Annotated in this window: 12 protein-coding genes and 1 pseudogene; 4 read left to right on the forward strand and 9 right to left on the reverse strand. The window is 35.8% G+C overall.

Annotation, left to right across the window (positions count from 1 at the left end):
• The 4 genes from M899_RS17070 to M899_RS17085 form a co-directional block, all read right to left on the reverse strand.
• Positions 1-212: hypothetical protein (locus tag M899_RS17070; RefSeq protein WP_021272758.1), on the reverse strand; the 212-nt coding region annotated here is incomplete at its 3' end.
• Positions 213-258: 46 nt separating this feature from the next.
• Positions 259-963, reverse strand: coding sequence for an RsmE family RNA methyltransferase (locus M899_RS17075; RefSeq protein WP_034730239.1), 705 nt, complete (start codon positions 961-963; stop codon positions 259-261).
• A gap of 2 nt (positions 964-965) precedes the next feature.
• Positions 966-1,934, reverse strand: a complete 969-nt coding sequence (locus tag M899_RS18140) for a 50S ribosomal protein L11 methyltransferase (RefSeq protein ID WP_021272750.1) — start codon at positions 1,932-1,934, stop codon at positions 966-968.
• Positions 1,924-3,444, reverse strand: coding sequence for an ABC transporter substrate-binding protein (locus M899_RS17085; protein WP_034730242.1), 1,521 nt, complete (start codon positions 3,442-3,444; stop codon positions 1,924-1,926). Before M899_RS17085 ends, M899_RS18140 begins: the two co-directional genes overlap by 11 nt.
• A 124-nt stretch (positions 3,445-3,568) precedes the next feature.
• Here M899_RS17085 and udk point away from each other — a divergent pair, with 124 nt between their 5' ends.
• The 4 genes from udk to M899_RS17105 are packed head-to-tail and all read left to right on the forward strand — an operon-like array spanning position 3,569 to position 6,855.
• Positions 3,569-4,246 carry a uridine kinase gene (gene udk / locus M899_RS17090; protein WP_021272748.1) on the forward strand — a complete coding sequence of 226 codons (678 nt, stop codon included), beginning with the start codon at positions 3,569-3,571 and terminating at the stop codon, positions 4,244-4,246.
• A complete protein-coding gene (locus M899_RS17095) occupies positions 4,239-5,855 on the forward strand; it encodes a ribonuclease J (RefSeq protein WP_021272787.1) in 1,617 nt (538 codons plus the stop codon). The genes udk and M899_RS17095 overlap by 8 nt, the downstream gene beginning before the upstream one ends.
• A gap of 18 nt (positions 5,856-5,873) precedes the next feature.
• Complete coding sequence (locus M899_RS17100; RefSeq protein WP_021272768.1) at positions 5,874-6,455, forward strand: hypothetical protein; 582 nt, start codon at positions 5,874-5,876, stop codon at positions 6,453-6,455.
• Positions 6,448-6,855: a hypothetical protein gene (locus M899_RS17105; protein WP_021272776.1), complete on the forward strand. Its 408-nt coding sequence runs from the start codon at positions 6,448-6,450 to the stop codon at positions 6,853-6,855. The genes M899_RS17100 and M899_RS17105 overlap by 8 nt, the downstream gene beginning before the upstream one ends.
• Before the next feature lie 539 nt (positions 6,856-7,394).
• Here the strand turns inward: M899_RS17105 and ftsZ are convergent.
• The 5 genes and pseudogenes from ftsZ to murC form a co-directional block, all read right to left on the reverse strand.
• Positions 7,395-8,441: pseudogene (ftsZ, locus tag M899_RS17110) on the reverse strand (cell division protein FtsZ); the annotation flags it as partial.
• Positions 8,442-8,457: 16 nt separating this feature from the next.
• Entirely contained in the window at positions 8,458-9,693 is a 1,236-nt protein-coding gene (gene ftsA / locus M899_RS17115) for a cell division protein FtsA (protein WP_021272785.1), read from the reverse strand.
• Positions 9,694-9,783: 90 nt separating this feature from the next.
• The gene (locus M899_RS17120; protein WP_155897255.1) at positions 9,784-10,545 is read right to left on the reverse strand and encodes a cell division protein FtsQ/DivIB; all 762 of its coding nucleotides are present in this window, start codon (positions 10,543-10,545) and stop codon (positions 9,784-9,786) included.
• Positions 10,520-11,419 carry a UDP-N-acetylmuramate dehydrogenase gene (locus M899_RS17125; RefSeq protein ID WP_021272769.1) on the reverse strand — a complete coding sequence of 300 codons (900 nt, stop codon included), beginning with the start codon at positions 11,417-11,419 and terminating at the stop codon, positions 10,520-10,522. The genes M899_RS17120 and M899_RS17125 overlap by 26 nt, the downstream gene beginning before the upstream one ends.
• A 1-nt stretch (position 11,420) precedes the next feature.
• The gene (gene murC, locus M899_RS17130) at positions 11,421-12,797 is read right to left on the reverse strand and encodes a UDP-N-acetylmuramate--L-alanine ligase (protein WP_021272753.1); all 1,377 of its coding nucleotides are present in this window, start codon (positions 12,795-12,797) and stop codon (positions 11,421-11,423) included.
• Between the last annotated feature and the right edge of the window lie 17 nt (positions 12,798-12,814).

A 12,814-nucleotide genomic window follows, 5' to 3' on the forward strand; every position in this document is an offset into this window, starting at 1 on the left:
GGAGAAATTGGTCCTGTATGTAAGTTTCCTGACCCCATAGAAGTTGGAAGCGGTGAAGATACAATTTCTGTTCTTTGCGCCTGAATATTAGAGACGATTGGAGCTGAAGAATTTTTTTTCACTTGCGTGATTTTTTCTTTTTCAGCGTGATGAAATCCAAGGCCTTTATTAATTGGTCTAAAATCTATATCATCGATGTTAAATTCATCCATTTCTAACTCCAGGTTAAGGTTAGAATCTCATAAAATGCACAAAGCATCAATTCTTTTGCATAAGCCCAAACACATAACCAGCGCTAACGCATACAGCAGTTTGAGAACGGAGAATCCAAGTTGGGAATTGTTTTGTCTTAATATTTTTTGAAGTTATTAACAAAGACTCTTCTTCTGGAGAAAATCCACCTTCGGGTCCAATAATTAACAGGATCTTATCAGATTCTAAAATTGCCTTTCCTTCATTTTTATCTGAAACAGATGAAAAATAGAAAACGTGGTCATATTGGGAAAACAAATGCTCTAAGTTCTCAAAAGTCACTTCCTTCTCAACCGATAGCGCAAATGGATTATTAGACTGAATTAGCCCCGACTCAATTAGTCTTTCTAATCTATCACCTGATTCCAAACCATTTTGTGAATATGCAGACTTTAGTGGAATGATTTTTCCAACACCAATTTCACATGCGTACTTTACGATATCTGAAGAAGCGTCTTTTTTTGGTGGTGCTAACAAAAGGTCTATATGGGCCTTTCTTTTGGCATCATTCACTTGTTCAACAATAAGTGAAACTGTTTTCTTATCGCAATCTACAACTTTGCATGTCGCACGCTGTCCGAGACCATTTAATACTAAAATTTGCTCACCAATTTTAATGCGAACAACTTTTATCAAATGAAACGCTTTATCCTCAGTTACAACAAGGGATGGTTCAGAAAAACTAATATCTTTAAGGTATACTGCTCTCATAATTAGTTTTTGAGTAGAATAGCACTCCAATCACCACGAGAGACTACATCAACAACACTTAGTTCACTATAAGCATCAATTATTGTTTCAACTTGTTCATTTAGAATTCCAGAAAGAACTAAGTAAGAACCATCTTTTAGTGAATCCATTAATGTTGGTTTCTCGCTAATTAGAACGTGCTGAAGAATATTTGCGAATACTAATTCATATTTTTTTGGCTCAAAACGATCTCTTATCACAAGCCTTTGCCCATTTAGCTCATGCTCGTGAAAGTTCAACTCTAAATTTTGAACACAATTATCTAGGGCAGCTTTGTCGATATCAACATATTCAACATACATTTTTTTCATCTTCATCGCGCCAATTCCAAGAATACCTGAGCCACATCCAAAGTCCAAACAGTCAGCACCTTCAGTTAAAACGTCTGCAATACTATCTAACAACTTTAGACATAAATATGTTGTATCATGCTCTCCTGTACCAAATCCCATTCCAGGATAGATATAAATGGCCTTCTTATTGTCTTTGTAATTTTCTTCTTTAAACCATTCTGGAATTACTGTCATTCGTTCAGAAACTTCAATTGGTTTATAGTGTTTTTTCCATTCATCATTCCAATCTTGGTAATCAAGACTTTGAACACTATGAGCTAGCTCTTCAAAACTAGATAAATAGAGAGAAAAGTTTTTGGCCGATTCGGCGTGATTGTCATTGAAGAAGTAAAATTTAAATTTGAAGTTATTTGTTTCTTCATTTGCTCTTTCTTCAACTTCAGAAATAACAGACTCAGGAACATCTCCACCAGAGTAAGCTCTTTCACCTAGCAGCTCATCAACTTGTGGCTCATCTAGTGAAAACTCCTCAATCCCATCACAAGAATATTCTTCAACAGCTTCATATTTAACTTCTTCTTGTAAATTTGGTGCTTTTTCAAAATCAACTTCAACAATAGTAAATTTTTTAATTTCCACAACGACTCTCGATATGTTCGAGACCTAAAAAACTTCCATTAGGATATACGCGAATTCCGCCTAGACAATTTTTATAGATCCATAGATTATTTGGGTGCCATAGGTTTATATACGAATAGTCATCATTTGCAACCTTCAGGGCCTCTCTATAATAAAAGTTTCTTATGAGTTCATCCTTCTCACTTTGGGCCTTGGCCAAAAATGCATCCATTTTCGGGTTCTTATATAGCCCTCTGTTTCCACCCTTAGGGGGGAAGGACTCCGATGAGAATACAAAATTAAGCATTTCTGGGCCTGTAAATCCAACCCATTGCCCTATCATTAGATCAAATTGGGACTTTTTAACACCTTTCATAAAGGTTCCCCATTCTTGAACTGTTAAATGAACATTAATGCCAAACTTCTCAAAATCCTGAATGATTGTTTGAGCAATTTCAACTGTGCTTTTTGTATTTGCCGATTTCCAGTCTAATACAAATAGTTTTCCATCTTTTTGCCATTTTCCATCAACCTTTTTGTATCCGGCCTTTTCAAACAACTTTTTTGCTAATTCAGGATTATAACTATCAATTTGAAAATCCGGATGCATCGATTTAAATGACTTTGAAAAAAGTGAATTAGATAACGTAACATTGTTTTTAAATTTATATTTTTTAATCGCTTCTCTTGATATTAGATGTGATAGAGCTTTTCTAATATTCACATCCATCATTTGTTCTTTTGAGTGGTTGATATTCATATAAACAACATTCGAACTTGGAACAGATAAAAACTTCAAATTCTTTGCATTTTCTTGCAGCCAATTAAATTTACGTGCCGACATATCTGTAACACTAGCATCTATTTCGTTATTTAATAACTTAAGCGCAAGGGTTGTTTCATCTTTAACGACTTTGAATTCAAGATTAGGGTATTCTCCTCTTAGAGATTTAAGTGTAACCGCAAGTTCCTCACTCTTTATTAATTCATAGTCTCCGGCACCTATTATATTTGAGATATCTCCATTGAATGGGGCATCCGGATTCTTAAGCTTTATGATCTTAAAGAGTACTAGATTAGATAAATTATCTAATTTAAATTCATCATAATGAAGTTCAAATTCGTAATCATTAATAATTTTCACTTGCTTAATTCGACCAAAAGCAAATCTGAAGATAGATTTGATGGATGTTTCATCAGTGATATATTTCCAAGAGTTCTCAACATCTTTTGCGGTAATTGTTGAGCCATCCCAAAATTTCTGATTTCGTTTTAATTTAAATGTGATGATTTGCTTATCTCTTTTATGTGATTCTCTAAAAGATTCACACAAGCGACAAGTCGCAGACATATTTTCATCAAAGTCGATTAATGATTTATGAACGAGCCTATTTATATTTTGAGAATTTGAATCCGTTGAAAAGAAGGGATTTAAATTACTAGGTGTAGATGAGATTCCAACTTTAATTGCACCGAAGCTTCCGTGTGAAAACAAAGTAAAAACGGCTAAAAGAATAAAACGGTACAACAATTCTAACCTCTTAATATCTTGAGTTAATTTTTCTGCTTGATGTTATAATTATTACCTTGATCCTTTAATCCGTAAACAGTACATGTTACTAAGACTCTAAAATTATTCATGAGCGGAGATAATTATGTACTTAATTGGCATAGCAGGTGGTTCTGGTTCGGGAAAAACAACATTTGCAAGTAAATTACAAAATTTTGCTTCATTTGATCTCCCTATTCTGCACATGGATTCTTACTATTTACCTAACCAACCGACTGAACATTACACTAAAAACGGCAAGCCCAACTACGATCATCCTGCAGCATTTGATTGGGAACTTTTAAGACAGCATTTACGTGATCTTAAGGCCGGTAAAGATATTGAATGCCCTATTTATGACTTCAAAACATCGTCTAGAAAAGAAGAAACTAATCTCGTTAAGGCCAATAAGATTGTTATCTTCGAAGGTATTTTTACTCTATTTGACATTGATATTCGTGAGCTTCTAGATATTAGAGCATTTCTTCATGTTGATTCAGATATTCGATTCGCAAGAAGATTAAATCGAGATGTTAAAGAGCGTGGCAGAACTATTGAATCTGTAATCGAACAATACTACGAAACAGTTAGACCGATGTATCAAAAATACCTTGATCCACAAAGACAACATGCTGATTTCATTGTTGGCGAAGAAACAGATATTGCAGCTTCAATTTTGGCCGCTAAAATTAGAGAGCTGGCCTTTAATGATGATATGGATCATGGACTTCATAGAGGCAATATTAATTACAAAGATCCAGGACTAAATATTAAAAATGTCTAAGAAAATTACTCTCACGCCAATAGGGGGAGTTGGTCAAATTGGTTCCAACTCTACACTCATCAAATATAAAAACGAAGTTATACTTATTGACTGTGGAATTTTATTTCCTTACGAAGACTTTTTCGACATCAACTATCTTATTCCAGATTTATCCAAAGTCGAAGAAACACCAAATAAACTAATTATAACTCATGGTCACGAAGATCATATTGGTGCAATTGTACATTTCATTCTCCAATATCCAGAAGTCGAAGTGCATGCACCACTTTTTGCGAAGAAATTAATCGAAAGAAAACTTGGGCACAAAAAAATGTCTAAGAAAATTCATCTATATAATCGAGATGGTTATATTGAATGTGATGGCCTTAATGTTCTTCCAATTCAAGTTAATCATTCAATTCCTGATACCTATGGAATGCTACTTAATATCGATGAAACAAGTATTTTCTTTGTCTCTGATTTTAAAATCGATCAAAAGGCTAAATTTGAACCAAATTTTGATTTTGAAAAATTAAAGAAAAATTCAGAAGGGAAGTTCAAAATACTTTTGGCCGATAGTACAAATATTAAAAGTAAAAATCTCCATACACCTTCTGAAGAGGATATTTTTCCTGAGCTTGAAGAAATTATTAAGAATGCAAATGGTCGCATTTTTATAACGTCATTTGCATCCAATGTTTTCAGAATCCGCAATTTCATTTTACTTGCAGAAAAGTACGGAAAAAGACTTGTTCCACATGGTCGCTCAATGATTAATTACATTGCTACAGCAACAGAGTGTGAGCATATTCACGAGACAAAAGTATTAAGAGAGTTAGATCAAATTGATCCTAATGATCCTAAGCTAATCGTTCTTCTTTCCGGCTGCCAAGGTGACTTTAAAGGTGCCTTTAGAAGGGTCGCAAAAGGCGAGGATAGCAACTTCAAAGTTAAAGAAACTGATACTTTTGTGATTAGTTCAAAGGCCATTCCTGGTAGTGAAAAGAAAATCTCACTTCTTATTAACTCGCTCTATGAACTTGGGGCAAAAGTCATAAACAATGACGAGGCCCATATTCACGTCTCAGGTCACCCAGGAAAAGAAGATCTAAGAATTCTCTATGACCAATTCTCACCAGATGTGGCAATTCCAATTCATGGTGAAACTGAATTTTTGTATCAACATGCCAAATGGATAGATGACAATTATCCAAAAACAACATCTCATGTTATTAAAAACTTTGATTCAGTTCAAATCGAAGGAACAAAAGTAACCTTAGTTCCAACCGACTCATCTCCAGAACCAATATTGATTCATGGTCAGGATCTTCCAATCGAAAAGTCGGCCATTTCAGAAAGAAGAAAAATGGCCTGCAATGGCGTGATCTTTATCTCAATTAACAAAGAGAGCTTATCAAAAAGGAAAATTTCTATTGAATGTAATTTTATGGGCCTTCCTTTATTATGTTTAGACCACAAAGAAGTTCTTCTAGATTATCTGCACAACTTTCTTGCAACCAGAAAGGTAAAACTCCTAGAACAAACTAGCGAAGATTTAAGGGTAGAAACAAGACGATTTATGAACAATATCTTAGGGTATAAGCCGATCACTATTGTTCAGTTTGTTTAATTCTCTTATAATATTGAAATGAACTTCTCAGAACAGAAAATTTTAATTTTCCTGGCAATTGCCCTTGTCATTCTAATGATTGGGCTCTTTGTTCTCGCTCTTTTTGCAGTTTATCTGCTTTATAAGAAAACCAAAAACAATCACCACCCAATTGTTTTACCGCCAAAAAATAGAGAACGAGTTAAAATTCACCCTGTTATAGATGCGACTAGTTCAACTGGCCTGTGCTTAAATCACAAAGAACGAAATTCTGTAGGAATCTGCTCTATTTGCGAGCAAGAATTTTGTGCTCAATGCCTCAAAGAAATGGATAAAGTTTATTTGTGCCCAGAACACTTCAAGCTTTATACTCAGAATAAATGGATACCTATTACTAACGAAAAAACGACTCCAGATACGCCACAAAACGGTGTATACATCTATAACTACAAGAAAAACATTTGGGATAAAGATAAAATTCCGTCTTATATCTTAAATGAATATAAAATTAATATGGAAGGTGATTTTGTTGAAACTTATGTTCAATTACATGTAATTGAAGATGATGCTCCAAAGTTAAAATCTGAACTCGTTCTGTTAAAGGATATTAAAAGTGAATAACCCTCAAAACAAAGCTGATTTGCAAAACATGATCAATATGATTATGGAAAAAGAGGCACCAAAAAAGACAATATCTTCTAAGCTCGATAGAGACATTCTCCATATTGAAAGAGAGTTGAGAGATAACTCAATCGCATACGAATATTCAATTCTTATTTCAGAGCTTATTCCAGAAAAGGCCAATGATAAATTTGGGACAGGAACATTTGGACGTGACAAGTACTCACTTGCTTGGAAAATTCATCACGATGGTCCATTTAGAATCGTGCTGACGAATATTGAATATAATAATGAAAAGCTACTGTTAGAATGTCCCGAATCTTTCAAATCTGATTTATGTCCATATCTCCAACGTTTTGTTGAAAATATGGCCCGCGAAGTGAACAACCTACAAAAATAAAAAAGCGCCCCTTTTCTTGCGATCCGGGGCGCTTGTATATTGAGTTGGGGGAACCCAATAAAGACTTAGTTTTCTAGATTTCCTTGAAAATCTCTCTTAACTGAAGTTTCTTCTTTTCTCAAATATGAAGGAGTATCTAGTTCTTCTTCATCAAAGTTGATGAATCCTAGTTTCTCAGCGATCGACTTAGCTCTAGTTGTAGATGAAGTCGATTCAGTCACTCTATGAGTAGGAGCGCTGGCCGCGTGAATATTACCTTCACTTTGGAAATCATTTTGCTTTTGGCTCTCATATTTGTGAGCAGCACTTTGAATTGATTGAACTAGAGGAGAAACTCTTGGAGCTTCAGCTCTTTGCATAGCAACTTCTTGGTGAGCTTCTTCATTCCAAGCATGTTCAAATCTTTGTTCAGTTGCTTCTGGAGCAGCATATACTTCTTCTTCATATACTGGTGCTTCTTCTACGAATTGTTGAAAGCTTTGAACAGGTTGTTGTTGAACGTGAACCTGTGATTGTGGTCTATGCATTTGCTGTTGAACAGGAGCTTGCATTTGTACAGGTGCAACATGTTGTTGAACTTGTTGTTGCATCTGAGCAGCTTGCATTCTTGATTTATCTTTTCCACCAAGACCTGTCGCAACTACAGTAACTTTAATTGCATCTTCTAGGCTGTCATCAATTGCTTGACCGAAGATAACTTCAGCATCTTCATCTGCAGCTTCCATAATAAGCATAACAGCTTCGTTAACTTCGTGCATAGTAAGTGACTCACTACCAGTGATGTTAACGATGATACCTGTTGCACCATCAATTGAAATATCTTCAAGAAGTGGTGAGCTGATTGCTTCTGTAGCAGCTTTAATTGCTCTATCAGGACCAGAACAAACACCTGTACCCATAAGGGCAAGACCTTTATTGGCCATAACTGTACAAACGTCTGCAAAGTCAGCGTTGATATTACCAGTTGTATTAATTAAATCAGAAATACCTCTAACAGCATTTAAAAGAACTTCATCAGCTTTTTTGAAAGTATCTACAAGAGATAGGCTCTCACCAGCAAGGTAAAGTAGTCTTTGGTTAGGGATAGTGATTAGTGAATCTACGTTTTCTTCTAGTGTCTTAATCCCTTGGTCTGCTTGTCTCATTCTTTTCTTACCTTCGAAGAAGAATGGCTTAGTTACAACACCAACAGTTAGAGCACCAAGTTCTTTTGCAAGTTTTGCAATTACAGGAGCTGCACCAGTACCTGTACCACCACCCATACCAGCGGTGATGAATACCATGTCAGAACCTTCAAGAACTTCACTTAGTTGTTCATATTCGTCTAGTGCAGATTTTCTTCCCACTTCAGGGTTTGCTCCAGCACCAAGACCTTTTGTGATCTCAGCCCCAAGTTGAATTTTAACTGGTGCTAAGTTTGCGTTTAACGCTTGTGAATCCGTGTTAGCTACAATGTATTCAACTCCAGAAAGTCCAGATTTGATCATTGTGTTGACAGCGTTACATCCACCGCCTCCTACACCGATAACTCTAATTTTTGCGCCTTCATGTAATCCAGCACTTCCATTGTCAGAAATTTCGAACATGGCGTTCCCCCTTTAATTAAAAAATTTCCTTGAACACTGATCGTAGCGATTCGCTTAATCGACCTATCAGATCCGTCTGATTACCAATATCTTCTTCAACAATAGTGTGACTGCCACCGCGCTTGTTGGCCTCGATGAGTAGTCCTAATACTGTAGAAAATTTAGGATTTTGCATAATATTTGTCATGCCACCAAATGGGTGAGGATAACCAACCTTAGTTGATCTTTGTAGTAAATACTCCCCAAGCTCTGGCATTCCTTTGATAAGAGCTCCACCACCAGTTAATACGATTCCACCAGTGATTTCGCTATCAAGTCTCTTATCAATAATAATGCTGTTAATGATTTCAAATAACTCTTCAGCTCTCGCACCAAGCACTGTAGCAACAATACTTAACTGAACTTCGCGAGGTTTTGTTCCAGGAAGACCTTGAACAGTAATATGAGCAGATTGATTTAATTGTTCAGCTAAAACAGATCCATGATTGATCTTAATTCTCTCTGCCTCTGCGTGAGGGATTTTAAGGGCAACAGCTAGATCGTTTGTGAAATGATTTCCACCGACAGGAATAATCTGTGAGTGAATTAAGCTACCTTCTTTCCAAACTGCGATATCAGTCGTTCCACCGCCAATATCGACGAGGATAACACCCATGTCTTTTTCTTCAGTAGAAAGAACTGCTTCTGAAGAAGCAATCGGTTGAAGTGTTACATGTTCAGCTTTAATACCTGTTTGTTCAACACACTTAACTAGGTTTTGAATAAGTGAAATTGAACCCGTAACTATATGTACGTGAGCTTCAAGACGAACACCACACATTCCTACAGGATTCTTAATTCCTGGAGTATTATCTACTCTAAACTCTTGTGGGATAACGTGAAGAATTTCTCTATCCGATGGGATCACTACAGCTTTAGCTGCTTCAAGAACTCTATCCACATCTTGCTCAGTAATTTCTTTACCTTTAACTGCTACGACACCAGAGCTATTGAAACTATAGATATGACTTCCGGCCACACCGATAGTTGCGCTATGGATATTCACCCCGGCCATTAAACGTGCTTCTTCTAGTGAATTTTGAATCGACTTAACTGTCTTATCAATATTCACTACTGAGCCTTTTTTAAGACCGTAGCTTGGATGCGTTCCAATACCAATAATCTCTAATTCTTGATTAGCGTGTTTGATTCCAACAATTGTGCAGACTTTAGTTGTTCCAACATCAAGTCCTACGATGACGTTTCTTTCCATGAGATTCCTTTCTCACTGTTAAGATTTATTCATTAAATCTACCTATCTATGTAGGAAAAATTTTCCTCATAAATAGGTTACAAAAAAATTTTAGAATTTGTCTTTGAACTTGACAACAACTTTTTTTGGATTTGTAAGGTTTATAATGGCGGGGATTTTTTGCTTCGTCTCCATATAAGAGACTATTTTTCTCAACTTTTGAACTTTTTCTTCCCATTTATCTGGTCCCACAAAGACACTAGAAGGGTGACCCTTAATAGAAAGAATGATTGTTAATTCCTTGGATTCATTGATGATCACTTCAGATAATTTCTTTCTGAAAATCAAATCCATATCTTTAACAAGACTTGTGACTTTTGTTTGAATTTCATCTTCCATCTCACCTACAGGCAGTGCCAAGAAAGGAAGATCGTAATTTAATTTTTGTTCACTTCTTAATAGAACTTCATAAGTAGGATCAAAAAGTTGGCCGTTATCTACAAGGATGGCCTCATAAGATTCAAGTCCATTGCTCTTATAGATTTGAACTTTCATCAGTGGTTCTGGACACTCGTAAGTAAATTTCAAAAATTTTCTTAGAGGATCGTAGCTAATTTTATAATCAGAGATGAAGTGCTTCTCTGCTAATTTTTCATGAAGAATTTTATACTTTAGATCTTTTAATGAGTGATTTGCTTCAAAGTTCTTCATCAATTGAAGAGTAAGCGTACCTGCGGCCCTGGCCGGACAGCTTCCGAAAGAAGTTCTGTAATTAACATCGCCACTTTGCTCATCTACAGCAGCAAATGAAGTTGAACTTAATATGAGTGTGAATAGCGATATCGTTTTAATCAATTTTGACTTCCGTTTCAAAATCAACTCCATACTGGAGTTTTAGTTCAGACTTAACAATTTCAATGAGTTTAACAACGTCATCGTAATTACTGCCACCAAAATTTTCCATAAAATTGGCATGCTTATTACTGACTCGAACACCTTTATACGTTAAACCCTTCAAACCCATTATATCAATAAACATTCCGGCCCTGCAAGTAACAAGGCCTTTACTATTTTTAAAAATACAACCACATGTCTTTTCACTCATTGGCTGAGTTCTATTTCTAAGGTCGAGATAGTTTTTAATTTTTTCTCGAAGCTGTGCATCAACACCGAAATGTTTCATTGTAACTTGAATGATGATGTCACCTTTTTTCAAAAAATTGCAATGTCTATAACTGAAACTTTCACTAGTTGGAGTATGTTCACAAATTTCACCGTCACTATTTACATACTTCACAGACGTTACAAGAGGACCAATCTCACCAAGGTTAGTCCCAGCATTCATCACGATCGCCCCACCTAACGACGCAGGAACACCAGTGAAAGACTCCCAACCAAGTAATCCAAACTTCGAGGCCATACTTGTTAAGGTACTCAACCTAACACTTGCTGGAAAAACATATTCGTCACGAAGTTCATCACAACTTTCTTTTTCAAAGGGAAACTTTAGAATGAGGTAGGGGGCATCACTTTGGACTGGTAATAACTGATTCGCACCCATTCCGATAATTCTTGGAGAAATTTTATTTTCTTTAAAAATTTTTTGAATTTCAATTAATGAATCGACACTTGTAACCGTGACCAAGTCTCCCTTGGCCACAAGTTTCATAGTCGAATATTTTGTAAGATCTGCATCTTTTTCAAACGTAACATCTGAAAGATTTGCGATTTGATTTAAGTAGCTCATTTTATTTTTCGGCCCACTCTCTAGCGATTTTTCCGATAGAACCAGCACCTAAAGTTACAACCGTAATCTGTTCACCATTTTTTTCTAATTCTGCAGATAATGATTCAAGATCTTTTGTCTGAGATAACTTACGAGCAAACTGGGGATGAAGTTTATTCAAATCTTCAATGAGGCGATCTGATGTGATGCCATCGATTGGTTGCTCACTTGCTGGATAGATTGGAGCAATATAGAGCTCATCTGCATAATTAAAACAGTGTAAGAAAAGATTCCAACAGTCTCTTGTTCTCGTGTATCTATGAGGTTCAAAAATACAAACAACTTTTTTTTCTTTTCTTGTTTCTTTAAGAGTCTTAAGTGTTGTCGCAATCTCTGTTGGGTGGTGAGCATAGTCGTCAATCATTTCAAAATTATCTTTTGTCTTTAACAACTGGAAACGTCTTCCAACACCATCAAATTTGCAAATTGACTTAGCAATTAACTCAAAACTTACGCCCATATTATAAGCAATACAAATGGCCCCAAGAGCATTTAAAGTATTGTGCTTACCTGGAAGATTAATATTAATCTTTGCTACAAATTTACCATCATGGTGTAGATCAAATGTTGAGCCAAAAGTTTTGTACTCTACATTTTGAGCAGAAAAGTCTGCTTCAATTTCTACACCAAAAGTTACAGATGGTTTTTTCATATTGGCCTTAATCTGCATTAGCCTTTCATCATGTGCATTAAGTGCACATACTCCGTAAAAAGGAACTTTATTCGCAAAGCTTTCGAAAGCGTCGAAAAGTTTTTCCTCACTTCCATAAAAGTCCATGTGATCATTATCAATATTTGTGATTACAGACATGATTGGATTTAATAGAAGAAATGATCCATCGGATTCATCGGCCTCGGCAACAAGACATTGACCTTGACCAACTTTAGCATGACCATTTAAGTTCTTAACGATTCCACCAATGATATAAGTTGGATCGTAATCACTCTCTTGCATAATTGTCGCAAGAAAACTTGTCGTCGTTGTCTTTCCATGTGTTCCCGCGATAGCAAGACCATACTTAAGTCTCATAAGCTCGGCCAACATCTCGGCCCTTCTCATAATAGGAATATTTAATTCTCTCGCCTTTTTGACTTCAGGATTTTTATCATCAATAGCTGAGCTGTAAACGATGACTGTTACGTCTTGAATATTTTCTTCTTTGTGACCAATATAAATTTCGGCACCAAGATTCTTTAACTTTAAAACGTTTGCTGATTCAGAAATATCTGAACCTGAAACTTTATAACCAAGCGATAGTAGAACTTCAGCAATACCGCTCATTCCAATACCACCAATACCAATAAAATGTATTTTCACATTCTTACGAATTGTAAGCATGATGTACTCCAATTAAA

The organism is Bacteriovorax sp. BSW11_IV (assembly GCF_000447755.1).
In the GTDB taxonomy this organism is placed as follows: Bacteria; Bdellovibrionota; Bacteriovoracia; order Bacteriovoracales; family Bacteriovoracaceae; genus BSW11-IV.